Source organism: Sphaerisporangium sp. NPDC004334 (genome assembly GCF_053602655.1).
Window position 1 is genome coordinate 341,092 of sequence record NZ_JBSGDZ010000004.1, and the last position, 23,563, is coordinate 364,654.

General features: G+C 71.4%; 21 protein-coding genes. 6 read left to right on the forward strand and 15 right to left on the reverse strand.

The features are described from left to right. Positions 1-4: 4 nt before the first annotated feature. The 3 genes from ACWEN6_RS06995 to ACWEN6_RS07005 all read right to left on the reverse strand — a co-directional run bounded on the left by ACWEN6_RS06995 (position 5) and on the right by ACWEN6_RS07005 (position 2,903). Entirely contained in the window at positions 5-760 is a 756-nt protein-coding gene (locus ACWEN6_RS06995) for a sulfite exporter TauE/SafE family protein (RefSeq protein WP_452569344.1), read from the reverse strand. 197 nt (positions 761-957) lie between these two features. Next, complete coding sequence (locus ACWEN6_RS07000; protein WP_452569345.1) at positions 958-1,902, reverse strand: SPFH domain-containing protein; 945 nt, start codon at positions 1,900-1,902, stop codon at positions 958-960. 206 nt (positions 1,903-2,108) lie between these two features. Further along, on the reverse strand, positions 2,109-2,903 hold the full coding sequence (locus tag ACWEN6_RS07005; protein WP_354837709.1) for an ABC transporter ATP-binding protein: 795 nt from the start codon (positions 2,901-2,903) through the stop codon (positions 2,109-2,111). 133 nt (positions 2,904-3,036) lie between these two features. On the opposite strand from ACWEN6_RS07005, the gene ACWEN6_RS07010 reads away from it, so the two are divergent. Beyond that, positions 3,037-3,783, forward strand: a complete 747-nt coding sequence (locus ACWEN6_RS07010) for a hypothetical protein (RefSeq protein WP_452569346.1) — start codon at positions 3,037-3,039, stop codon at positions 3,781-3,783. Between the two features lie 49 nt (positions 3,784-3,832). Here ACWEN6_RS07010 and ACWEN6_RS07015 read toward each other — a convergent pair whose 3' ends face one another. Further along, positions 3,833-4,474: a response regulator gene (locus ACWEN6_RS07015; RefSeq protein ID WP_452569347.1), complete on the reverse strand. Its 642-nt coding sequence runs from the start codon at positions 4,472-4,474 to the stop codon at positions 3,833-3,835. Between the two features lie 169 nt (positions 4,475-4,643). Continuing rightward, positions 4,644-5,801 carry a GAF domain-containing protein gene (locus tag ACWEN6_RS07020; protein WP_452569348.1) on the reverse strand — a complete coding sequence of 386 codons (1,158 nt, stop codon included), beginning with the start codon at positions 5,799-5,801 and terminating at the stop codon, positions 4,644-4,646. Between the two features lie 125 nt (positions 5,802-5,926). On the opposite strand from ACWEN6_RS07020, the gene ACWEN6_RS07025 reads away from it, so the two are divergent. The 3 genes from ACWEN6_RS07025 (at position 5,927) to ACWEN6_RS07035 (ending at position 8,911) form a co-directional block, all read left to right on the forward strand. Continuing rightward, on the forward strand, positions 5,927-6,670 hold the full coding sequence (locus tag ACWEN6_RS07025) for an SDR family NAD(P)-dependent oxidoreductase (RefSeq protein WP_452569349.1): 744 nt from the start codon (positions 5,927-5,929) through the stop codon (positions 6,668-6,670). Then, entirely contained in the window at positions 6,667-7,803 is a 1,137-nt protein-coding gene (locus tag ACWEN6_RS07030; RefSeq protein WP_452569350.1) for an S-adenosylmethionine:tRNA ribosyltransferase-isomerase, read from the forward strand. The genes ACWEN6_RS07025 and ACWEN6_RS07030 overlap by 4 nt, the downstream gene beginning before the upstream one ends. Before the next feature lie 451 nt (positions 7,804-8,254). Beyond that, a complete protein-coding gene (locus ACWEN6_RS07035) occupies positions 8,255-8,911 on the forward strand; it encodes a hypothetical protein (protein WP_452569351.1) in 657 nt (218 codons plus the stop codon). Positions 8,912-9,029: 118 nt separating this feature from the next. Here the strand turns inward: ACWEN6_RS07035 and ACWEN6_RS07040 are convergent, their stop codons facing one another. Further along, on the reverse strand, positions 9,030-9,908 hold the full coding sequence (locus ACWEN6_RS07040; RefSeq protein ID WP_452569352.1) for a lysophospholipid acyltransferase family protein: 879 nt from the start codon (positions 9,906-9,908) through the stop codon (positions 9,030-9,032). After that, positions 9,905-10,966, reverse strand: coding sequence for a GNAT family N-acetyltransferase (locus tag ACWEN6_RS07045; RefSeq protein ID WP_452569353.1), 1,062 nt, complete (start codon positions 10,964-10,966; stop codon positions 9,905-9,907). Before ACWEN6_RS07045 ends, ACWEN6_RS07040 begins: the two co-directional genes overlap by 4 nt. Before the next feature lie 106 nt (positions 10,967-11,072). Here ACWEN6_RS07045 and serB point away from each other — a divergent pair, with 106 nt between their 5' ends. Then, positions 11,073-12,320 (forward strand): phosphoserine phosphatase SerB, encoded by a 1,248-nt coding sequence (gene serB, locus ACWEN6_RS07050; protein WP_452569354.1) that lies wholly within the window; start codon positions 11,073-11,075, stop codon positions 12,318-12,320. A gap of 183 nt (positions 12,321-12,503) precedes the next feature. Here serB and ACWEN6_RS07055 read toward each other — a convergent pair whose 3' ends face one another. From ACWEN6_RS07055 to ACWEN6_RS07070, 4 genes are all read right to left on the reverse strand, one after another. Then, a complete protein-coding gene (locus ACWEN6_RS07055; RefSeq protein WP_452569355.1) occupies positions 12,504-12,986 on the reverse strand; it encodes a SixA phosphatase family protein in 483 nt (160 codons plus the stop codon). A gap of 135 nt (positions 12,987-13,121) precedes the next feature. Further along, complete coding sequence (locus ACWEN6_RS07060; protein ID WP_452569356.1) at positions 13,122-15,458, reverse strand: sodium-translocating pyrophosphatase; 2,337 nt, start codon at positions 15,456-15,458, stop codon at positions 13,122-13,124. 994 nt (positions 15,459-16,452) lie between these two features. Next, positions 16,453-16,923, reverse strand: coding sequence for an ATP-binding protein (locus tag ACWEN6_RS07065; protein ID WP_354837686.1), 471 nt, complete (start codon positions 16,921-16,923; stop codon positions 16,453-16,455). A gap of 2 nt (positions 16,924-16,925) precedes the next feature. Next, positions 16,926-17,276: an STAS domain-containing protein gene (locus ACWEN6_RS07070; RefSeq protein ID WP_114029683.1), complete on the reverse strand. Its 351-nt coding sequence runs from the start codon at positions 17,274-17,276 to the stop codon at positions 16,926-16,928. A gap of 155 nt (positions 17,277-17,431) precedes the next feature. Here ACWEN6_RS07070 and ACWEN6_RS07075 point away from each other — a divergent pair, with 155 nt between their 5' ends. After that, complete coding sequence (locus tag ACWEN6_RS07075; protein WP_452569357.1) at positions 17,432-19,798, forward strand: DEAD/DEAH box helicase; 2,367 nt, start codon at positions 17,432-17,434, stop codon at positions 19,796-19,798. A gap of 290 nt (positions 19,799-20,088) precedes the next feature. Here the strand turns inward: ACWEN6_RS07075 and ACWEN6_RS07080 are convergent, their stop codons facing one another. The 4 genes from ACWEN6_RS07080 to ACWEN6_RS07095 form a co-directional block, all read right to left on the reverse strand. After that, positions 20,089-20,469 (reverse strand): Rv3654c family TadE-like protein, encoded by a 381-nt coding sequence (locus ACWEN6_RS07080; protein ID WP_452569358.1) that lies wholly within the window; start codon positions 20,467-20,469, stop codon positions 20,089-20,091. Positions 20,470-20,924: 455 nt separating this feature from the next. After that, positions 20,925-21,413 (reverse strand): TadE family type IV pilus minor pilin, encoded by a 489-nt coding sequence (locus ACWEN6_RS07085; RefSeq protein ID WP_452569359.1) that lies wholly within the window; start codon positions 21,411-21,413, stop codon positions 20,925-20,927. 3 nt (positions 21,414-21,416) lie between these two features. Then, positions 21,417-21,713, reverse strand: a complete 297-nt coding sequence (locus ACWEN6_RS07090; protein ID WP_452569360.1) for a DUF4244 domain-containing protein — start codon at positions 21,711-21,713, stop codon at positions 21,417-21,419. 551 nt (positions 21,714-22,264) lie between these two features. After that, on the reverse strand, positions 22,265-23,293 hold the full coding sequence (locus ACWEN6_RS07095) for a type II secretion system F family protein (protein ID WP_452569361.1): 1,029 nt from the start codon (positions 23,291-23,293) through the stop codon (positions 22,265-22,267). Positions 23,294-23,563: the final 270 nt, after the last annotated feature.

Consider the following 23,563-nt stretch of genomic DNA (forward strand, 5'->3'; position numbering starts at 1 on the left):
ATGGCTACCCGTACACCAGTTTGATAATCGCGACGATCCCGACGCAGACGATCACCGCGCGCAGCACCCGGGCGGGCAGCCGGCGGCCGACCCTGGCCCCGAGGAAACCGCCGAGCATGGAGCCCAGCGACACCAGCAGCACCGCCCACCAGTCGACCGGGGCGATGAGAACGAACACGACGGCCGCCGTGGAGTTGACCAGCAGCGACAGCATGTTCTTGGCCGCGTTGACCCGCTGCAGGTGCTCCTCCAGGAAGATGCCGAGCAGCCCGATCAGCACCACCCCCTGCGCGGCGCCGAAGTACCCGCCGTAGACGCCGGCGCCGAACACTCCCAGCCACAGCCACGGCCCTCCGTGCGGGTGCTGGGTCCCCTGCCGCTGGGACAGCCAGGCGTTGAGCCTGGGCTGGACCACGACGAGCACGCAGGCCAGCGCGATGAGCACGGGGACGATCATCTGGAAGGCCTTGGCGGGCAGCTGGAGCAGCAGCAGCGCCCCGGCGAGCGAGCCGAGCACCGAGGCCGCGCCGAGCCGCAGGAGCCGCTGCCGCTGCCCCCTGAGCTCGTCCCGGTAGCCGAGCACGCCGGTCACGCCGCCGGCCACCAGCCCGACGTTGTTGGACACGTTCGCGACGATCGGCGGATAGCCCAGCGCCAGCAGCGTCGGGAAGGTGATCAGCGAACCCGATCCGACGACGGCGTTGATGCCTCCCGCCGCGACCCCGGCCACCAGGACCGCGACGACCTCCCACGGAGTCAAGACCCCACCTTTCGTACGGCTGCGCCCGATGTTAGGCGGCAACCGTACCCACCCTGCGCCGTGCCGCTCACCGCCCGCCCCGGACGGAGCGCCGCGTCACCGGCGTGGAGCCGGCCGACGACGGTCAGTGCGGCTAGGGCCGGCGAGGTCAGTGCGGCTCGGGCCGAGGACGGTCGGTGCGGCTCGGGCCGGCGAGGTCAGTGGGGCTCGGGGGCCGAGTTCCGGTTGGCGGACGGAGCATCCCTGCCCGGGCCGAACAGGCTGCCCAGGCCCTCCAGAGCCTTGCCCATCTCGGACGGCACGATCCACACCTTGTTGGCGTCGCCCTTGGCGATCTCGGGCAGCGTCTGGAGGTACTGGTAGGCCAGCAGCCGCTGGTCGGGATTGCCCTCGTGGATGGCGCGGAACACCATGGCGATCGCGTCCGCCTGGCCCTTGGCCCGCATGGCCTGGGCCTCGGCGTCGGCCTGGGCGCGCAGCACGGCGGCCTCCGCCTCGCCGCGCGCCTTGAGCACCGCGGCCTGGCGCTCGCCCTCGGCCGTCAGGATCGCCGACTGCTTCTGGCCCTCGGCGGACAGGATGGAGGCGCGCTTGTCGCGGTCGGCCCGCATCTGCTTCTCCATCGAGTCTTGGATGGACGCGGGCGGGTCGATGGCCTTGAGCTCCACGCGGTTCACCCGGATGCCCCACTTGCCGGTGGCCTCGTCCAGCACCCCGCGCAGCTCGGAGTTGATCTCCTCGCGGGAGGTCAGCGTGCGCTCGAGGTCCATGCCGCCGACGACGTTGCGCAGGGTGGTGACGGTGAGCTGCTCGACGCCGGTGAGGAAGTTGGCGATCTCGTAGGTCGCGGCCTTGGGATCGGTCACCTGGAAGTAGATGACGGTGTCGATCGACACCACGAGGTTGTCGGAGGTGATCACCGGCTGCGGGGGGAAGGAGACCACCTGTTCCCGCAGGTCCACCATGGTCTTCACCCCGTCGATGAACGGCACGACGATGTTCAGGCCCGGAGTGAGGGTGCGGTGGTAGCGCCCCAGCCGCTCGATGATGAACGCCTGCGCCTGGGGGACGATGCGGATGGTGCGGTACAACGCGAACCCCGCGATGGCTACCACGATCATGGCGACGACGAGCTGTGTCATGAGCCAACTCCGACCCGAAGAAACCGATGAGCCCCGGCCGGAATGCTATTTGGTTTTCCCTTTACGCGGTCGTGAACCGCGCGGAGCGGTCGATATCAATCACAAATCGCCCCTCGTGCGCCGCTTTCGCCGCTCAGCCTGGAAGGGCACGCTCTGTGCCGCTTCGTCGATCACTCCGGTAGGGCCCGTCGTGTGCCGCTTCGCCGTCACCCCGGGAGGGCGCGGGCGTACCAGCGGCCGTCCATGCTGCGCTCGAGGCTCAGCGGCACGCCGAAGGTGCGCGAGAGGTTGTCGGCGGTCATGACGTACTCGATGGGCCCCTGGGCCACCACCGAGCCGTGCCGCAGCAGCAGGACGTGGGTGAACCCGCTCGGCACCTCCTCGACGTGGTGGGTGACCAGCACCATCGTCGGGGCGGTGGCGTCGTAGGCCAGCGCCGACAGCCGGCGCACGAGGTCCTCCCGGCCGCCGAGGTCGAGGCCGGCGGCGGGCTCGTCGAGCAGCAGCAGCTCGGGATCGGGCATGAGGGCACGGGCGATCTGCACGCGTTTGCGCTCGCCCTCCGACAGCGTGCCGAACTTCCTCCTGATCAGGTGGGCGCACCCGAGCTGGTCGATGAGCTCGACGGCGCGGGTGACGTCACCGGAGTCGTACTCCTCGTTCCACCGCCCGAGAATGGCGTAGGACGCGGTGAGCACCAGGTCGATGACCTTCTCGTCCCCGGGCACCCGCTCGGCGAGGGCCGCGCTGGCCAGGCCGATGCGCGGGCGCAGGTCGAAGACGTCGGTCTGGCCCAGCCGCTCGCCCAGGATCTCGACCGACCCCTCGCTCGGATAGAGGAGGGAAGCCGCGACCTGAAGCAGGGTCGTCTTCCCCGCGCCGTTCGGGCCGATGACCACCCAGCGCTCGTCCTCCTCGACGGTCCAGTCGATGCCCCGCAGCAGGGCCGCGCCATCTCTGCGGACGGCGACGTCCTGGAGCCGAAGCACCTGACCACCCATCCCGGATACCTCCTGACATGATCGTCCGGAGCGCCCCCTCGATCGGGACCGCCCCGGCTTCACCGGGCGGGTCGCCCCGCCCAGTGTCCCTCCAGACCAAACCTATTGCAGCATCAGCGCATATCGTGGATCGGTGCACCCCGATTCACCGATCTCCGCCACCTTGGTCGCATGGGGCAACGCCTGGCTTGCCGGACATGTCGGTCTGGACGAGGCCGTCGACCGGCTCGAGCGCGCCGCGGGACCGCAGGTCGTCTCCGGCGTGGTGACCGAGGTCCCCCTTCGCCGGTTCCTCGCCGACCTGCGCGCGGAGGGCGTCAGCGCCCTGCGCCTGTCGTTGCCCGTCGCGGGCGACCCCCTCGGCCTCACAGGGCCGCTCCCCTTCACCATGGCCGCCGTCGAGGCCGGGCAGGCCGCCACCGCCGTGCTGCGCGACCGCTGCCTCGGCCTGGTCCCCTCGTCCGACCGCCGCGGCTCCTCCTACTCCGGCGTCCTGTGGACCGCCATGGAGGCCGAGGCCACCCCTCCGGACGTCCCCGGCCTGGCCGAGGCCGAGCACGCCCTCACCTCCGCCATGCGCTCGGCCACCGACGCGCTGTCGCGGGTCGACGGGCCCGGCAGGGGCCAGCCGTCGGTCGGGGGCGCCGACGACGGCCTCGCCCCCGGATACCCGGCCCGCGCCCACCGGGTGGCCGCGCTCACGGCGCGGCTGGCCTCGGTGCTGCGTCTCGCCGACGAGCGCGGACTCACCGCCGACCAGGTCGCCGTCCGCGGACAGGCCCTGCGCGACCTCGACCGCGCCGTGCGCCGTGCCCGGGTGGCCGCCCACAACGCCATCGTCGAGGCCCGGCACCAGAGGGACGCCCAAGCCAGGCCATGACGCACGGCGTGGAGCGGCGCCTGAGTGCGATCCCGCACGTCGGTGACGCTCACGCCAGGCCATGACGCACGGCGTAGAGCGCCGCCTGCGTGCGATCCTGCACACCGAGCTTCATCAGGACGTTCGAGACATGGGTCTTGACGGTCTTCTCGGCCACGACGAGATGCCGGGCGATCTCCCTGTTGGACCGGCCGGAGGCGATCAGCGCGAGCACCTCCCGTTCCCGGTCGGTCAGCACCGCGACCGTCCCGGCGGCGGAGCCGTGGTCCTTGCCACCTGGGGGCTGGGAGAGGACGGCCTCGGCCGCCTCGGGCGCCAGCACCACCTGGCCGCCGCGCACCGAGCGGACGGCCTGCACGAGGGCCGCCGGCTCGACGTCCTTGTAGAGGAATCCCGCGGCGCCCGACCGCATCGCGGGCGCCACGTCCTGCCCGTCGCTCACCGACGTCAGCACGATCACCCGTGCCCTGAGTCCGAGGGCGGCCATCTCACGCAGCGCGCCGAGCCCGTCCAGCACGGGCATCCTCAGGTCGAGCAGCACCACGTCGGGGTCGAGCGCCCCGGCCATGGCCACAGCCTCGGCTCCGTCCGCGGCCTCCCCGACGACCTCCAGATCCCCCTGCAGGTCGAGGAAGGTGCGCAGGCCCTGGCGCACGACGGGATGGTCGTCGGCGACGAGCACGCGGATCACCGCCGTCCTCCCGCCCCGTCCCGGCCTACCCGAACAGCCGCGGCCCGACGGTCGTACCGGCTCATGCGGGCAGCTCCAGCCCGACAGGCGAACCGGCTCACGTGGGCACCTCCAAGCCGACAGGCGAACCGGCTCACGTGGGCACCTCCAAGCCGACAGGGGAACCGGCTCACGTGGGCAGCTCCAGCCGGACGGTCGTGCCGGCGCCCGGGTGTGATTCCAGCGTCAGCGTCCCCCCGGCCGCCTCGGCCCGGTCGCGCATCGACGCCAGCCCAAGGCCGCGGGAGGGTGGCGAACCGACCGGCAGACCACGCCCGTCGTCCCTGACGGCCAGCCTGACGCGCGTTCCGTCGGACTCCAGGCGTACCTCGACCAGGGAGGCCTCCGCGTGCCGGAGGGCGTTGTGCAGCGCCTCCTGGGCGACGCGCAGCACGGCCACCTCGGTCTCGGGCGGCAGGTCGCCGAGCGCGTCGGCGGTGAAGGCGACCTGCACCGGATGGAGCCGGTCGAGCACGGCCACGTGCTTGCGCAACGTCTCTGCCAGCCCGTGGCGGTCCAGATCGGCCGGGCGCAGCTCGACGATCACCGCCCGCAGCTCCACGAGCGCCTCCCCGGCCAGCCGCTGCACCCGGTCCAGCTCCGCCGCCGCCCGCTCGGGATCGGCCCTGACCAGCGAGGCCGCGGCCTGGGCGGTGAGCCGCAGCGAGAACAGCTTCTGGGTCACGGCGTCGTGCAGCTCGTGCGCCATGCGGGTGCGCTCCTCCACCACCGTCAGCTCACGGCCCCGCTCGTACAGGCGGGCGTTGGTGAGCGCGATCGCCGCGTGCGCGGCGAAGAGCGTGAGTAGTTCCTCGTCCTGCCGGTCGAAGCCGCCCGGCGCGCGCTTGTTGGACAGGAAGATGATGCCGAGCACCTGGTCGCCGTCGCGGATCGGCACCCCGATGAAGTCCTTGAGCACCGGGTGGGCGCTCGGCCACCACTCGAACCGGGGATCCTCGCGGATGTCGGGCAGGCGCACCGGCTCGGCATCGCGGAGCATCGCGGCCAGCATGCCGTGCTGGCGCGGCAGCGGGCCGATGGCCTCCCACTGCTTGTCGCTGACGCCCTCGGCGACGAACTCGGCGAACGAACCGTCGTCGTCGGGCACGCCCAGCGCGGCGTACCGGGCGTTCAACAGCTCACGGGCGGAGCGCACGATCACCTGGAGCACCTCACGCACCGACAGATGCCGGGTGACGGCGAGCACGGCCGAGCTGACGGCCTGCAGCACGGCGTCGCGCCGCTCGCCACCTGCGCCGCCGCCGGAAATGACCGGTTCCGTCGTCACGCCCACACTGTAAGGGGACGCGGGGGCCGCGCGGCTCGGTCGATGGTCCTAGGCCGATGTGCCCGCGCGCGGATGGGTCCCCGGGCCGATGCCCGCCGCGTCCTCCGCTTCCTAACGTCGCCCCCATGGCAGACGACCCCCGAACCCCAGCGCCCCCACCCTCCACCACCACCGCCACCCACTCCGCCGCCACCCACTCCGCCGCCGCGACGCGCACCGCTCTGGTCACCGGGGCCTCGCGGGGGCTCGGACTGGCCCTGACCCGCGCCCTGGCCGCCGAGGGGTGGCGCCTGGTCATCACCGCCCGCGGCGCCGCCGGCCTCGCCGAGGCCGCCCGGGAGACCGGCGCCACCGCGCTCGCGGGCGACGTGACCGACCCCGCCCACCGCACCCGCCTGGCCGAGGCGGCGCACGAGCTGGGCGGCCTGGATCTGCTGGTCAACAACGCGAGCACGCTCGGGGCCGTCCCGCTGCCGCCGCTGGCCGCCTACCCTCTGGACGCGCTCGGCGAGGCCCTGGCCGCCAACGTGGTCGCGCCCCTCGCCCTGATCCAGGCCACCTTGCGGGGGCTGCGCGAGCGCAGGGGCGCGGTGGTCAACATCTCCTCCGACGCGGCGGTCGGCGCCTACGAGGGGTGGGGCGGGTACGGACTGAGCAAGGCGGCGCTGGACCACCTGTCCAGCGTGCTCGCCGTCGAGGAACCGGACATCGCCGTCTGGTGGGTGGACCCCGGCGAGATGCGCACGCGCATGCTCGCGGACGCCCTCGGCGAGGAGGAGGCCGCGCAGGCGGCCGACCCGGCCGCCGTCGCGCCGTTCCTGGTCGATCTGATCAAACGGCGGCCGGGCAGCGGACGGGTGATCCGGTGATCGCCTTCGACCTCCCCCCGCTGCGCGAGGCGCACGAGCCGCCGGAGGCCCGGGGGCTGGCCCGCGACGCCGTCCGCCTCATGGTCAGCGAGAAGGACGGCGAATCGTCCACCAGGAACGGCAGCAGAGCCACCCCGCATACGGTCGGCGAGAATGCGGGCGGACCGGCCACCCATGCGGTCGGCCGGCACGGCGGCGGGTCGATCACACGTACGGTCGGCGAGAACGGCGGTGGGGCGATCACCCATCACGCCTTCACCGACCTGCCCGGCCTGCTCGACCCCGGCGACGTGCTGGTGGTCAACGACTCCGCGACGCTGCCCGCGGCCGTGCCGCTCGACCGGCTGGCCGTCCACTTCTCCACCGAGCGCGAGGACGGCTCGTGGCTGGTGGAACTGCGGCGCCGCACACGGGGCACGACCGCCCCGTACGCGGGCGGCGAGCCGGGCGAGTGGCTGCCACTGCCCGGCGGCGCCACGCTTCGCCTGCTGGAGCGCGAGACGCCCCGGCTGTGGCGGGCGACGCTGGACCGCGACGTGCCCGCCTACCTGGGGACGCACGGCGTGCCGATCCGCTACGCCTACGTGGGGCACGACTGGCCGCTGTCGGACTACCAGACGGTCTTCGGGGTGCGCCCTGGCAGTGCCGAGATGCCGAGCGCCGGGCGGCCGTTCAGCCACGAGCTGGTCACCGCCCTGGTCAGCCGGGGCGTCGTCATCGCTCCCATCACCCTGCACACCGGCGTCGCCTCGCCGGAGAAGGACGAGCCGCCCTACCCCGAGCGCTTCGCCGTCCCGGCCTCGACCGCCCGCCTGGTCGCCCAGGCCGAGGGACGCGTCATCGCGGTGGGCACCACCGTGGTGCGAGCACTGGAGACGGCGGCCGCGGGGGGTGGCGTGGTGCGCCCGGCCGAGGGGTGGACCTCGCACATCGTCACGCCCGCCACGGGGGTGCGGGCGGTGGACGGCCTGATCACCGGCCTGCACGAACCGAGATCCAGTCACCTGCTGATGCTGTCGGCCATCGCCGGGGAGGACCTGCTCGCCCGGTCGTACGAGGAGGCACTGCGCGAGGGTTATCTATGGCATGAATTCGGCGATCTCCACATGATCACGCCGCGTCGATTCCCCTGAGGTGAGGCGCGAGATCGCTTTGGCCCGCAGGAGGCGCATGCCCATGACGGGCATGCGCCTCGGCCTCCTCCGGCGCCGAACCGGTGTCGCGGCCTCAGGAGGTCACCTACCCGCGCGCCGGTGCCTCCGCCTCGTCCGGCCGGCCGTTCCTCACCCCCGCACCGATGTTCTCGTGCTCAACACCTGGTGTTCCTGTGTGCGATACCAAGGGTTTCCCGTCATCGCTTCGGCGGATAGCACAGAGCGCCGAGCGACGTGAATGGCAGCCTTTGTGACCATATCGAAATAAAACGGATATAAGTGGAACGCGGCAATCGATCAAGATAGAACCACTGATCTATCCGCGAACCCGTGTTCTCCGCTCCGCGACGGGATGGCCTCCCGTCCAGGGGGACCTGATCCCCACCTTCGCGTGCGAGGACGCCCCTGCATGCCCGCAGGGACGGTTCGCGTGCCCATCGGGGACCGCGCCCGTCCCACGGCGCCGCGCGTCCCCGTCCTCTCCCCGACTCTGGAGACGTGCATGCGCCACCCCCTCGGCAAAATCGCGACCGCGCTCGCGACCGCCCCGCTCGCGGGCGCCCTGCTGCTCGCCGCCACCCCGGCCTCCGCCGCCCCCGCGTCCGCCACAACGGCCTCGGGCGCCACGGCCCACACCTCCGCGCGCACCAGCGCCGCCGAGCCGTACTCGTCCTTCGCCGTCACGGTGAAGGGCCCCAAGAAGATCAAGCGCGGCGGGACGATCGTCTACTCCATCAAGGCGGTCAACAAGGGCCCCTGGGTGGCCGACGCCTACTTCCTCGGCGGCACCCTCCCCAAGGGCCGCACTGGAACGGTGTACTTCGACGGCCCCAAGGGCACCGAGTGCGACTTCTACCCCGACGGCTTCTGGTGCTGGTCGCCCTACGAGCTGGAGAAGGGCGACCACGACTGGCTGACCATCGAGGTCAAGCTGAAGAAGAGCGTCAAGGGCAACGTGACCGCGAAGCTGGGCGTCAACTCCTTCGACGTCCCGACCGGCGCCGAGGACCTGAGCCGGGCCGAGCTCGACCGTATCGGCGTCAAGAGCTGGTACTTCACCAAGAAGGCCACCACCAAGGTCGGCTGATCCCACGCACCGCCCGCGCCGGGTCGCCGACCCGGCGCGGCGCGGCCCGCGTGCCCGTCCACGAGCACCACGGCGCCGTACCGCGGCGCGCGACCCGGCGCGGTGCGACCGGATACGGCTACGCGGCGACGGCCAGGTGTTCGTCGTGGCGAAGGTGGTCGCCCAGCACGGTGGCATGGGCCAGGCCGGCGAGGGCGCGTCTGTCGACCCCGCTCGTGTGCGGGATGAGCGGGAACGTCGTCACCTCGACGACGAGCCCCCTGGCCGACACCACCCTGACCAACGAGGCCAGCAAGGTGTCCTCGCCGACGAACGACGGCCCGGTCGCCAGGTGGCCGGCGCGGTCGCGGAACCGCAGCGTGATCGGCCGCACCGGCGCGCCCGCGTCGATCGCCGCCTGGAAGACCGCACGGCGGAACGGCCCCCCGCCCCTGCCGCACCAGGTGGTGCCCTCGGGGAACGCCACGACGGACCGGCCGGCGCGCAGTGCGTCCGCGATCGCCCGCACGGTCCCGGGCAACGTCGACAGGCGCTCCCTGTGGATGAAGATCGCACCTGACCCTGCCACGAGCGAGCGGATCAACGGCCACGCCGCGATCTCGCTCTTGGCCAGCGCCAGGCACGGGGTCGTCGCCGCGACCACGAGCGGGTCCAGCCAGGAGACGTGGTTGGCGACGAGCAGCGCCCCCGCACTCTCGGGCTCCTCCTCCACCACCCGCATCGGCGCCGCCGCGCCGCCCAGCACGGTGAACCCCTGACGTACCTCCAGCCGCAGCCCGAGGACGCGCAGGAAGGTACGGGACCAGGCCATCGCCAGCGCGTCCGCCCGCGACCCGCCGAGCGCGCGGGCGGCCCACGTGCAGGGAAGACCGGCCAGCACGACCACGACCGCCCCCACCAGGCGCGCCACCCGCCGCAGCGGCCCGGTGAGCTCCGTCGGGGCCGCGACGCACGAATCCACCGTGCACGGGGCCACGGGCAGCCAGCCGCCGCTCATTCCGCCACTCCGAGGAAGTGCCGCAGGTAGCGGGTGTCGACGTTGGCCAGCGAGAGCAGGACGAAGAAGTCGGCCGTCCCGAACATCGGATCGTGTGCCGGCATCCCGCAGATCCACGCCCCGAGCCGCAGATAGCCGCGCAGCAGCGGCGGCACCACGAACCGGTCGGGCCTGGCCACGCCCTCGCCCGTCCAGGGGTCGTGCGGCGTCACGCGGTACCGCTCCGGGCCGAGGCCGATGCCGTCCAGCACCCCCGCGGCCGCCCTGCCCCCGTCGTCCAGCGGCACCGAACAGCAGCCGCCCAGCCACGTGTAGCCGCCCGCGACCATGTACCGGGCGATGCCGGCCCACATGAGCCCGATCACCGTTCCGCCGCGGTGGTCGGGGTGGACGCAGGTGCGCCCCACCTCGACCATGCCACCACGGATGCCGGCCAGCGCCGACAGGTCGAACTCCCCTTCGGAGTACAGCCGGTCGGACCGTCCTGGCGCGAGCATGCGGTAGGTGCCGACCACCGTGTCGCCCGAGCGCACCAGCAGGTGGTCGCAGTAGGCGTCCAGACGGTCCACGTCCAGGCCGGAGATCGGCGAGTCGAGGTGGGCGCCCATCTCCTCGGCGAACACCTCGTAGCGCAGCCGCTGAGCCGCCCGCATGTCGGCGGCGTCCTTGGCCAGTTCGACGGTGTAGCGACCGCGCGCGTCGGTCAGCGTCCCCTGGCCGAGCCCCGGCCGGGACTGGACCTCCGTGACGATCCGCCCGGCCTCAAGCCTGGCACGGGAGCTCGCCTCCGCGAGACGCGTACGGGGGCCCGCCGCCTCCAGGTGTGCCCTGGGACTCGAACCCTCCAGGTGTGCCCGCGGGCTCGCCTGCTCTGAGCCCGGGTCGGGACGCGGATGGAGGAGCGGCTGCTCCTGACCGGCGCGCGGGCCTGGAGGCGCCGCGCCGGGGTGGACGAGAGATTTCTCCGGCCCGGCACCGGGCCGCGCATCGGACCGGACGAGGGATTCGTCGACGCTTCCGCCACGGACCTGACTGGCGAGCACCTCGGTCATGGGCATGCCTCCTCCTGTGCACACCCATGAAGACATGGGGACATGGCCATCTGCCGTCCGTATGGTGAACCGCTTGCACGCGCACTCTGAGCGGTCGGTAGCGTTGTCCGCGATGAAGCAGCGCACGCTTTTGATCACGCTGACCGGCCCCGACCGACCCGGAGTGACCTCCCGGTTGTTCACCGTGCTGGCCTCCTTCCCCGTCACCGTCGCCGACGTCGAGCAGGTCGTGATCCGCGGCCGGCTGGTCCTGGGCGTCCTGGTCGCCTACGCGGGCGGCCCTCCCACCGGCACCGGCGGCACGCTCGGCGCCATGTGGGCCGCCGTCGAGCGCGTCGCCGAAGACCTCGGCATGGAGGTCGAGCTCACGACCGGCACCGACCTGAAGGAGAAGCGCCGCCGCGGGCGCCTCCACGTCACCGTCCTGGGCAACCCGCTGCAGCCGGCGGCCCTGGCGGGCATCGCGGGCCGCATCGCCGCCGCCGGCGCCAACATCGACCGCATCGAACGGCTCGCGCACCTGCCGGTCACCTGCATCGAGCTGGCGATCTCGGGGGCCGACCCCGACGCGCTGCGCACCGCGCTGACCGCCGAGGCCGTGCTGCAGCAGGTCGACGTCGCGGTGCAGCGCTCCGGCCTGCACCGCAGGGCCAAGCGGCTGATCGTCATGGACGTCGACTCCACGCTCATCCAGGGCGAGGTCATCGAACTGCTGGCCGCGCACGCCGGGTGCATGGACGAGGTCGAGAAGATCACCACGGCGGCCATGCGAGGTGAGCTCGACTTCGCCGCCTCACTGCGCGAACGCGTCGCCCTCTTGGAGGGCCTGCCGGAGGAGGTCTTTGAACGGGTCCGCGAGGAGGTCGTCCTCACCCCCGGCGCCCGCACTCTCGTGCGAACCCTGAAGCGGCTGGACTACCGCTTCGCGATCGTCAGCGGCGGCTTCACCCAGATCACCGACTCGCTGGTCACCGAGCTGGGCATCGACTACTCCGCGGCCAACACCCTGGAGGTCGTGGACGGCAGGCTCACCGGGCGGGTCATCGGCGAGATCGTCGACCGTCCCGGCAAGGCACGGGCCCTCGAGCGGTTCGCCCAGCAGGCGCGCATCCCGATCAGCCAGACCGTGGCCATCGGCGACGGCGCCAACGACCTCGACATGATCGCGGCCGCGGGGCTGGGCATCGCGTTCAACGCCAAGCCGGTCCTGCGGCAGGCCGCCGACGCGGCGGTGAACGTCCCGTACCTGGACGCGATCTTGTACCTGCTCGGCATCTCCCGCGAGGAGGTGGAGGCCGCCGACGCCGAAGACGGCCTCACCGCTCCCCCAGACGGCCTCACCGCTCCCCCCGCCACCTGACGGACCCGGCCCCCCGGCTCGCGGGCCCTCGGCGCCCCTGCCGCGGCCGTCCCCGGCCTCACGCCCATGGCACCTCGCGGGGCCCTCGGCGCCCCTGCCGCGGCCGTCCCCGGCCTCACGCCCATGGCACCTCGCGGGCCTTCGGCGGCCTCCGGCTTCGAGCGGACGGCCTGCCGGCGGCGTTCAGTGCCCTTTGGGGGTCCAGCGGCCGACCACGCGGCCGTCTCCGGGCCCCAGGTCGGCCCAGGGGCCGGTTTCCAGCACCGCGAACGCTCCCGGCGGGAACCCCTCGTCGTCGTGCGTCAGCGAGAGGTTCAGGACCAGCTCGTGAACCCCCGGGTTGTGACCCACCAGCAGCAGGGTGGACACCTCGCCGTCCGTACGGCCGATCAGTTCCAGCAGTTCGTCCGGATACGCCTCGTAGATCTCGGTCTCGATGTGGATGGGGGCCTCCGAGGCGAGGCCGGCCAGCGCCAGTTCGGCGGTGCGCCTGGTGCGGATCGACGGCGAGCACAGCACCAGCTCAGGACTCAGCCCGAGCCGCCTGAGCGTCTCGCCGGCCCGCTCGGCGTCCCGCTCGCCGCGATCGGTGAGGGGACGCTCGCGGTCGGCCAGCCCGGGCACGTGCGCGGCCTTGGCATGTCTCAGCACGATGAGCGTGTTCACTCCCCCAACTATCCCATTACACGCGTGCGGCTACCGCCCTCCTCGGACGGTAGCCGCACTCTCACCTCTGGCCGCCCGCGGGCGCCGGCCGTTCAGGCCGGCGCCGCGCCGTGCGGCACCGGATGCCGTCGGTCGTCAGCTCGACACCTTCTCGGTCTCGACCTTCTCGGCCGGGGTGCCGCCCGTGGGGGCGATGCTCGTCGAGCGCCGCTTGGAGACGACGATCGCGCCGACGACGATCGCGACCGCGACCACCGTGACGCCGACGCGCACGACGGCGTTGTCGGCGTAGGTCACGACGGCCGGGGCGATGAGCAGGGCCACGAGGTTCATTACCTTGATCAGCGGGTTGATCGCCGGACCGGCGGTGTCCTTGAACGGGTCGCCGACGGTGTCGCCGATGATGGTGGCCTCGTGGGCCTGCGACCCCTTGCCGCCGTGGTGGCCGTCCTCGACGAGCTTCTTGGCGTTGTCCCAGGCGCCGCCCGAGTTGGCCAGGAAGACCGCCATCAGCGTGCCCGCGGCGATCGCGCCCGCGAGGTAGGCGCCGAGGGGCGCGTACCCGAAGGCGAAGCCCACCGCGATCGGCGTCATGACGGCCAGCAGGCCCGGCGTGGCCAGCTCGCGCAGCGAGTCGCGGGTGCAGATGTCTACGACGCGGCCGTAGTCGGGCAGTTCTTCACCGGTCATGATGCCCGGCTTGGTGCGGAACTGCTCGCGCACCTCGAACACGACCCGTCCCGCCGCGCGGCCGACGGCGCTGATCGCCAGGCCGGAGAACAGGAACACGACCGCGGCGCCGATGATGAGACCGACGAGCACGTTCGGCGAGTCGACGCTGAGGCTGAAGGAGCTGAAGGAGCCCAGTGCGTCCTTCACCCCGGCGCTCGCCGCGGCGAGCTGGCTTTCGACGGCGGTGCGGAACGAGCCGAACAGCGCGGTCGCCGCGAGCACGGCCGTCGCGATCGCGATGCCCTTGGTGATCGCCTTGGTGGTGTTGCCCACCGCGTCGAGGGAGGTGAGGATGCGGGCGCCCTCGCCCTCGACGTCGCCGGACATCTCGGCGATGCCCTGCGCGTTGTCGGAGACCGGACCGAAGGTGTCCATGGACACGATGACGCCGACGGTGGTGAGCAGGCCGGTGCCGGCCAGGGCCACCGCGAACAGCGCCACGGTCACGTTGCCGAAGCCCAGCAGGAACGCCCCGTACACCGCGCCGCCGATGAGCAGCGCCGAGTAGACCGCCGACTCCAGGCCGACGGAGATGCCGGACAGGATGACGGTGGCCGGGCCGGTGAGCGAGCTCTCGCCGATCTCCCTGACCGGGCGGCGGTTGGTCTCGGTGAAGTAGCCGGTGAGCACCTGGATGGCGCTGGCGAGCACCAGGCCGATGAGGACGGCGCCGATGGCGATCAGCCGCGGGTCGGAGCCGAGGCCGGCGATCGCCGGGCTGACGTCGGTGAGCTGGGAGAACGAGCCGGGCAGGTAGAGGTAGGCGGCCACGGCCACCAGGACGGCGGAGATCGCCGCCGAGATGAAGAAGCCGCGGTTGATGGCCGCCATGCCGTTGCGGTCACCGCTGCGGGGCGCGGTGGTGAAGATGCCGATGATCGCGGTCAGCACGCCGATCATCGGGACGATGAGCGGGAAGACCAGGCCCTCGGTGCCGAAGGCCGCCTTGCCCAGGATGAGGCTCGCGACCAGCATGACCGCGTAGGACTCGAACAGGTCGGCCGCCATGCCGGCGCAGTCGCCGACGTTGTCGCCCACGTTGTCGGCGATCGTGGCGGCGTTGCGCGGGTCGTCCTCGGGGATGCCCTGCTCGACCTTGCCGACCAGGTCGGCGCCCACGTCGGCCGCCTTGGTGAAGATGCCGCCGCCGACACGCATGAACATCGCCAGGAGCGCCGCGCCGAACCCGAAGCCCTCGAGCACGCTCGGAGCGTCGCCCTTGTAGATGAACACGACGATCGCGGCGCCCAGCAGGCCGAGCCCGACGGTGAACATGCCGGCCACGCCACCGGTACGGAACGCGATGCGCATCGCCGGCTTCTCACCCGCCTCGCGGGCGGCGGCCGCCACACGGACATTGCCCCGCACAGCCAGCCACATGCCCATGAAGCCGGTCAACGCGGAGAATGCCGCACCGACCACGAAGAAGACGGAGCGTCCGATGGCGACGCTGGTCGACTCCGAGGGCAGGAGAAGCAGCAGGAACGGGATGAGCACCACAAAAAGTGCAAGCGTTCTGAACTGTCGCGTTAGATACGCGGCGGCGCCTTCCTGGACCGCTCGCGCGATGTTCTGCATTCGCTCTGTGCCTTGACCTGCGGCGAGCACCTCGCGGACGAGACCGCCCGCTACGGCGAGCGCCAGCAGCGCCACGGCGGCCACCACGATCACGATTGTGAGGTGGGAACCGCTAAGAGATACCGCTGCGGCGTCGTCAGCGGCGAGATTGAGCCTAGACATCCGTCCTCCTCGGCCAGACGGGTAGGTCCATGCCCAGACCGCGCTGCGAGTCAGTCGGGGGGCGGCGCGCATCCGAGCTGGATTGGCAGTGCCGCTTCCGGTAACGTCCGCAGACCTTCCCGCAGGGCGACGTTGATCTGCGGGGACAAAACCTTGGCCGGTGCCGGGAGTCTACGCAGGCACAGGCCAGATATGAAGCCTCTTCCACCAGCCAATTAGGGCCCAGTCCAGTAAGGTGCGGGGCTTTGCCCAGTAACAACGCGGTTTTCCGGGTGTCAGATCGATCGACGGCCGGGTTACGGACAGACGTTCATTGCCTAATTATTATGTCCGTAAACCCGCACTGACGTGCGGCGACGCCCCAACCCCCTCACCCGCACCACCATGAACACCCCTCCGCCGACGCCACCCTCCACCCCGGCCTTCAGCGGCCCGTTGGCCCTCACCAGGACGGTCGGATGCTGACGGCACGAGGACGGATCGCGCGAACATGTCGGCAGTCCTCCTCTGCCGGCCTCAGGACGCCCCTTCCTCTGACGCCCGGCCGGCCACACCCCAGAGCGGCCCGGCCACGACGTAGCAGGGTTCCGACCAGCGGCGCGTCGTAAGGCGCGCGATCATGCGGCAGCCCGTCGCGACGCGACGACCGGCACGGCGCGACGACCTCGGTGGCGCGGCGCCGCCCTGCCAGGATGCCCGGGCAGAGGGCGCCTGTACGGAGGTGAGCAGGATCAGGACGGCCAGGCCGGCAGCGCGCGGCCGACGCCCGCGGCGCGACCACGCGTCGGGACGGCGCCGGTCAGGCTCGCGTCGCACGACCGGGAACCGACCGGCGCGATCCCTGCACTCAGGATCGACGGATCCCGGGCGGTGGGCCGGACCATGCCTGGCCGGGGCGAGCGGGCCCGACCAGGTCGATCCGGGTCACCCCGACGAGATGGAACCGAAAAGACGACCCCGTGGCCCCGCTGGAAGACAGCCCCCGTGGCCACTCTCAGGCGGTGGCGAACCCGGCGGCGGTGGCGGGCCAGCTCATCCTGATCCGCAGCCCCTTGGCACTCGGATACACCTCGACGTCATCGGCCAGCGCGGCGATGACGGCGATGCCGAACCCGGACATCAGCGTGTCGGCGGGGAGCAGGCTGGCCAACTCGGTGCCGTTGACGGCCGTCGGCAACTCGTCCTCGTCCTTGTACGCCTGTTCGAGATCGTCGCTCGGTGCCGAGTCGGTGACGGTGACCTCGAAGCGCCCTGAGTCGTCGCACAACTCGATGCGGATGGGCTCGCCCGGGCAGTGGACGCGGTGTGCCTCCACTGCCCGTGAGCAGGCCTCACCCACAGCGAGCCGCACCTCGTCCAGCAGGTCCTCCGCGACCCCGGTGCGCCGCGCGATGGCCGTTGCGACCAGCCGCGCGGTGCGCACGTGAGCCGGAAGAGCACTGAACGTCAGCTCGACGGTGGCCATGACTACTTGTCTCGGCCGTGAGCTTCCTTGGCCTCTTCGACCGAGGCGTAAATCCCGAAGACCTTGGTCAGACCGGTGATCCGGAAGATCTTCAGGATGCGCTCCTGCGTACAGACGAGCTCCAGGGAGCCGTCGTGCGCCCGAACGCGCTTGAGCCCGCCGACCAGGACACCGAGCCCCGTGGAGTCCAGGAAGTCCACCTTCTCCATGTTGACGAGAAGGTGGAAGTTGCCCTTGTTGACCAGGTCGATCAGCAGCTCACGCAGCCTCGGCGCGGTATAGACATCGATCTCACCCTCGACTTCCACGATGGTGAGTCGGTCTTCAGTGTGGTGGTCCAACTTCAGATCCACAGATCCTCCAGCGCCTTGCCTGCTGAGTCCACGACGAGGGGTCTGACATGCTGGGACCCCAAGTCCCAGCGCGCAATACCCTGACGCGCGGCATTCAACCACGCCCCGCCTTCGTGTCTATACGAAATCACGACTCCGGGCGACTCTCCCCCAAGATGCCAAACTGGAAACCAGTGACTCCGACTACATCACCCTCACGGCGAGCGGACCCGATCCTTGCTCGTCTGCTCGGCGTACCCGCGCGCCGTGAACGCATCACACACGTAGAGTACGTCGCCGCACGTCAGGCAGGTAAGGCGACCTGGCCTTCATGGGTCGACGAGCTGCTCGTCAGCCGTCTGCGAAATCTCGGCGTCGAGGGTCTCTGGGAGCACCAGGCCACCGCCGCTGAGCTGGTACATCGTGGCCAAAACGTGATCATCGCGACAGGCACCGCGTCGGGAAAATCTTTGGCCTACTTGGTGCCGGCCGTGTCCGAGATCCTGTCCGGGGGCTCGGTCCTGTACCTGACGCCGACCAAGGCACTGGCCGCCGACCAGTTGCGTTCGGTGCGCGATCTGAAGCTCGCCCAGGTGCGCGCCGCCACCTACGACGGGGACACTCCGCCCGACGAGCGTCAATGGGTGCGCAAGCATGCGAACTACGTGCTGACCAACCCCGACATGCTCCACCGGTCGATGCTGCCCCACCACGCGGCCTGGTCGTCGTTCTGGCGCCGGCTGAAGCTGGTCGTCGTGGACGAGTGCCATGGGTACCGGGGTGTCTTCGGATCACATGTGGCCCAGATCTTGCGCCGCCTCCGCCGGATATGCGGAAAATACGGCTCCCATCCGGTATTCATGCTGGTCTCCGCCACGGTCAGCGACCCCGCCGCCGCCGCGATGCGCCTGACGGGCCTTGAGATGGCCGAGGTGACCACGGACGCCTCTCCCCGGGGTTCCACGACGTTCGCCCTGTGGGAGCCGCCTCTGACGGATCTGCGGGGCGAGGGAGGCGCCCCCGTCCGGCGCACGGTGACGGCCGAGGCCGCCGACCTGCTCACCGATCTGGTCATCGACGACGTGCGCACCCTCGCTTTCGTCCGGTCGCGGCGCGCCGCCGAGACGATCTCGCTGATCGCCCGGGAGAACCTCGAGGAGATCTCGCCCGAGCTGCCCGCCAAGGTGGCGGCCTATCGCGCCGGGTACCTCGCCGAGGACAGGCGCGCCCTGGAACGGGCGCTGCGCTCCGGCCAGATCACCGGCCTGGCGACGACCAACGCCCTGGAACTGGGCATCGATGTGTCGGGACTGGACGCCGTCCTCATCGCGGGATGGCCCGGCACGCGCGCCTCCCTGTGGCAGCAGGCCGGACGCGCGGGCCGCGACGGCCAGGACGCCCTCGCCGTGCTGATCGCGCGCGACGACCCGCTGGACACCTACCTCGTCCACCATCCGCAGGCCCTGTTCGGCCGGCCGGTCGAGGCCATCGTGCTCGACCCGGACAACCCGTACGTCCTGGGCCCGCACCTGTGCGCGGCGGCGGCCGAGATCCCGCTGACCGAGGCGGACCTGCCGGTGTTCGGCCCGTCCACGGAAGAGGTGCTCGACGACCTCGTCCAGCGCGGGATGCTCCGGCGCCGCCCCCAGGGCTGGTTCTGGACACGCCGCGAGCGCGCCGCCAATCTGGCCGACATCCGGGGCTCCGGCGGGCCGCCGATCGAGGTCGTGGAGTCCTCCACGGGGCGGCTGCTCGGCACCGTCGACGAGCCGTCCGCCCACACCGCCGTCCACACCGGCGCCGTGCACATCCACCAGGGCGATACCTACCTCGTGGAGGAACTCGACCTGGACGCGGGCGTCGCCCTGGTGTCGGCGTCCGACCCTGACTACTCCACCTTCGCCCGGGACGTCACCGACATCTCCGTGCTGGAATCCCTGCGGTCGCACGCCTTCGGGCCGGGCGAGCTGCACTTCGGGACGGTGGAGGTCACCCGGCAGGTCGTGTCCTTCCTCAAGCGCCGCGTCAAGACCGGCGAGGTGCTCGGCGAGGAACCCCTCGACCTGCCACCCCGCACCCTGCGCACCCGCGCCGTGTGGTGGACCCTCCCGGACGCCGCCGTGGCACCGCTGCTCGCCGAGGGCCTCGACCTCGGCGGCGCGGCGCACGCGGCCGAGCACGCCTCCATCGGCCTGCTCCCGCTGTTCGCCACCTGCGACCGCTGGGACATCGGCGGAGTCTCCACCGAACTGCACCCCGACACCGGCCTCCTCACGGTCTTCGTCTACGACGGCCACGAGGGCGGAGCCGGCTTCGCCGAGCGCGGCCACGCCCGCGCCCTCGACTGGCTCACGGCCACCCGCGAGGCCATCGCCTCCTGCGAGTGCGAACGCGGATGCCCCTCCTGCATCCAGTCCCCCAAATGCGGCAACGGCAACGACCCCCTCGACAAACAAGGTGCCATCCGCCTCCTCACCACCCTCCTGACCAAACCCACCACCCCCTCACCACCACGCGATGAAAGCCACCAACCCCCCACCTGACGCAGTTCACCGGCGCGGCCACCACCGCCCGAACGCAAGACGCAGCTCCTCACCACCCACCCGACCGAAGCCACCAGCCCTCACCACCCACCTGACGGAGTTCACCGGCGCGGCCACCACCGTCCGAACGGGAGACGCAGGCTCCTCACCACCCTCCTGACGGTGGCCACCAGGTCGGTCTGATGGGCAGGCAGGCTCGGCGCCTGGGAAGCGCCGGTGAGTGAGCACTTCCACCACCTGGGCCGTCGTTCACTTCCTGGATCCAGGAACGCGGATCTTCGTACGAGTGGTCATCTGGGACCGGCGCGCGCTTCGGCGGAGGCGTGGCGATCGCCGATCCATGGGAGCCGCAATGGGACCTCGACCCGCACGACCACCACGGCTCCCTCAACACGGCACTTCGTGATCGAAGCATCGTTGGCCGAGGCGAGATCGCGCGCGTGCCGACACGCCGTCTCCGGCGATGCCATCGCCTGGCGCGCCGCGGCCAGGGCGCTGAGATCGGCGGCCGACTGAGCATGGTGCCGGGCTGTGCGCGCGACCCCTACCAGCATCAACGCGCCCGCGGTGAACCAGATCAACGTCATGAGCGCGACGACCCAAACAGTGCCCGCCCCCCGATCGCTCCCCACCCGTCGCCCCGCCTCGACGACCGACCACGCCTTCACCATGGACTCCCACCCCGTCGACGTTTCGACCTGCCCCCACGGCCCATCCCTCGCATCGACGCCTCCCCTCATCAGCCCCTCGACCCGCCTCAGCAGATCTCGACCTGACGCCACGAGCCAAAGCCTCCTTCGGCGATTCCACCCACCCCCAACAGCCCGTCACCCCCCCATCAACGCCCCCTCCAGCGGCTCCTCGACCCGCCGGGACAGACTTCGACCTGACGCCACGAGCCAAAGCCTCCTTCGGCGATTCCACCCACCCCCAACAGCCCGTCACCCCCCCATCGACGGCCCCTCCACCGGCTCCTCGACCGCCGGAACAGACTTCGACCTGCGGTCATGAGCCGGTGCCTTGTTCGGGGGGCGTGAGGCGGTGGCCTGGTGTCATGGGCAGGCGGAGTGTTTCGGCGGTCCGGGGGGGTGATCTCTGCTGTTCTCAGGGCGTCGGCAGTGTGCCGTCACTCGGGCTCGACACCGGTCGGCGCCCGTCGTGCTTCCATGACCAAGTCGTCGACTCCCCGCTCGGTGGCGGAGGTCGCGGTGGCGGCCACGTGGACCGGCGGCATTCCGACGGCCCAGCTCGGGCGGATGGCGGCGGAAACGGTCACCCGGCTCAGTTCCGCGTCGCGGGTGATGGAGACGACCGCACCCGGAGGGGCCGCACGACCGGCGAATCGCCGAACGACCTCCAGCGCCTCGCCGCGGGCGGCCGCCCTGGCGCCCGCCCGTGCCGCATCGACACATTCGAGTCGAGCACCGACCGCGGCGATGGCCCAGAGAGCCGCCCCCAGCACCAGGGCCAGCGATGGGAGCGCGACGGCCGTCTCCGCCGTGACCGACCCCGACTCCGGCTCAGACCGCGGGAAACCCGGACGTCGTGTCCACCGCCTCGGCCGTGACCGCCGGCTCCGCGTCCGCCCCGGTTCCGCTGCGTCCACGTGGGCCACCGGTCAGCCCGCGAGTCTGAGGGCCCGGCTGATGATGTCGGACAGCATCTTCCGCACCTCGGGACTGCTGACGATTTTGAACAGGAGGCCCGCGAAGGCACAGGCGGCGATCGTGCCCACCGCGTACTCCGCGGTGGACATCCCTGCCTGCGCTCGTATGCGCGCCACCTTGACGCGCGTGCTCGCGGAGGTCTGAACGCGCACCCGCAGCCGCTGGAAGCGATGATGCAGCCCTGCCCCCTTTCCGTCCCCAATGACCTTGAGCGCGTGCCGCCCCCGTCGACGGATCCACCTGCGCATCGGACCTCCCCTTGAGTCGTCATCGTCGCCGTGTGGGTGACCACCCGGACCTTGACCAGCGAGGACAGCTTCGCCGAGCGGAGGGGGCCACTTCTGGGCCGAACGTCATTCTGTGGACAACCCGCCGATCCCGCGCCAAGCCTGTGGATAAGTCGGCCGATGCCAGGCCCCACTGCGGAGATGCCATTCATTGCGACCTATGCACGGACAGCCGCCATGCCGCCCGAGCCTGCGTACCGACCATCGGCGCTCCGTCCGGGCTCCGTCCCGAGGCTGTGGACGGTTCGCCACCCACCACGCCTGGAGGACTCCCGTCCGTGACGCCTCGCGACGGCCAGGACCGGCCAGGGCGGCTCACGTGGGCCGTGCGCGACAGGGAAGTGACCGGCCGATCGGCGGGGTCATTCCGATGTCCTCGTGACGTCGGCGCGGCTTGCGCCGAGGTCACGGGTCTGATCTCGCTCGTCGCCCGCCGGTCGTCGGCCGATCGTCGGCGCTCAACGGCCGCTCGTCAGCCGCTCATCAGCCGCTCATCGACCGGTCAACGGCGGTCAACGGCCGAAGACCTGGCCTGCCAGACCCGCGACCACGGGGATCACTCCCACGAGCACGAACGCCGGCAGGAAACACAGTCCGAGAGGCGCGACCGCCTGAACGCCCACCCGTCGAGCCGCAGCGGAGGAGGCGGCCCGAGCGTCCTGCCGCGCGTCATCCGCGAGTCTGGACAGCACATCGGCCACCGGCGCCCCGCTGAGGGCCGCGCGGACCATGCCACGCGCCATCGCCGCCAGTGGCCGGTCCTTCTCCAGCGCCGACCAGGCATCCTCAGGGCGGGCACCAAGCCGCAACTGGCCGTTCACCCATGCCAGGCGCTCGCCGAGTGGACCACCGATCGCGTTCGCGGCCGTCTGCACCGCGGCGCTCACCGGCCGGCCCGCCCGCAGACAGGCCACCATGAGATCGACCGCGAACGGAAGATCGGCCGTGATCCGCGCCTGGCGCCGGCGTGCCTCGCGGGGTTCCGCGCGGTGACCGATCACCAGCGTCAGCACACCCGCGCCGACTCCGCACACCACTCCAGGCACACCACCGACGAGCGCGATGCCTCCGGTCGCGACCAAGACCGGCGGAAGCGCCTTCCGGAACGTGTACGCGCCGAGGCCGTATCTGGCGAACCGCCCCCTCAGCCCGGAAGCACCACCAGAGGCGGAGACGCCCGACACGCCGTTGATGCCGTCGAGGCGCTCAACAGCGCTCGAATGCCTGACTGCCGCTGGGCGATCGACACCGCCCCAGCGTTCGCCGCCCCCTGTATGTGCAAGGCCGCCCAGGCGTTCGCTGCCGCGTCTGCCTCTGTAGACGGGCGTCGCATGGGAGTGTCCGGCCCGCGCCGGCTCGTACGGCGGGCGAGCTTTCGCATGAACCATCGCTCGCGTATCGCAGCCATGCCCAGGGCGTGCCTCCGCGTTCAGCCGCATGTGGAACATGGGGATCTTGGCCAGACGCTCGCCCGGATCCCACGGAGTCAACCAGAGCCACGCGGAGAGCCCGACGAGGCCGGTAGCGAGCAAGATGCTCATAAGTCCTCCGAGCGTTCCTGTTGTGGGACCGAACGGGTAGGGCGGGCACTCATCTCACGGAACAACCCCGCCTGGTTCATCGCCTTGAGCTGGTCCAGAGGCGCGGGTGTCGTCGTCAGAGCGGTGTAGGTGTGTGGTGTAGCTCACCGTCTGGCTCAGGGCGCGTACACGTCGTCGGACCAGCGCGTCGGACCAGTCACTGAACTCGAATGCGCGATGTCAGCCGCCAGGTAGGGCCCTACCTGCACAGACGGCCCTGCATGAACCGCC

What these genes read in the sequence shown, in the direction of transcription:
- ACWEN6_RS07000 (WP_452569345.1), bottom strand. Translation starts at nt 1,902, where the DNA reads ATGACACAGCTCGTCGTCGCCATGATCGTGGTAGCCATCGCGGGGTTC.
- ACWEN6_RS07005 (WP_354837709.1), bottom strand. Translation starts at nt 2,903, where the DNA reads ATGGGTGGTCAGGTGCTTCGGCTCCAGGACGTCGCCGTCCGCAGAGAT.
- ACWEN6_RS07025 (WP_452569349.1), top strand. Translation starts at nt 5,927, where the DNA reads ATGGCAGACGACCCCCGAACCCCAGCGCCCCCACCCTCCACCACCACC.
- ACWEN6_RS07040 (WP_452569352.1), bottom strand. Translation starts at nt 9,908, where the DNA reads ATGAGCGGCGGCTGGCTGCCCGTGGCCCCGTGCACGGTGGATTCGTGC.
- ACWEN6_RS07045 (WP_452569353.1), bottom strand. Translation starts at nt 10,966, where the DNA reads ATGCCCATGACCGAGGTGCTCGCCAGTCAGGTCCGTGGCGGAAGCGTC.
- serB (WP_452569354.1), top strand. Translation starts at nt 11,073, where the DNA reads ATGAAGCAGCGCACGCTTTTGATCACGCTGACCGGCCCCGACCGACCC.
- ACWEN6_RS07060 (WP_452569356.1), bottom strand. Translation starts at nt 15,458, where the DNA reads ATGTCTAGGCTCAATCTCGCCGCTGACGACGCCGCAGCGGTATCTCTT.
- ACWEN6_RS07065 (WP_354837686.1), bottom strand. Translation starts at nt 16,923, where the DNA reads ATGGCCACCGTCGAGCTGACGTTCAGTGCTCTTCCGGCTCACGTGCGC.
- ACWEN6_RS07075 (WP_452569357.1), top strand. Translation starts at nt 17,432, where the DNA reads ATGCCAAACTGGAAACCAGTGACTCCGACTACATCACCCTCACGGCGA.
- ACWEN6_RS07080 (WP_452569358.1), bottom strand. Translation starts at nt 20,469, where the DNA reads ATGGTGAAGGCGTGGTCGGTCGTCGAGGCGGGGCGACGGGTGGGGAGC.
- ACWEN6_RS07090 (WP_452569360.1), bottom strand. Translation starts at nt 21,713, where the DNA reads ATGCGCAGGTGGATCCGTCGACGGGGGCGGCACGCGCTCAAGGTCATT.
- ACWEN6_RS07095 (WP_452569361.1), bottom strand. Translation starts at nt 23,293, where the DNA reads ATGAGCATCTTGCTCGCTACCGGCCTCGTCGGGCTCTCCGCGTGGCTC.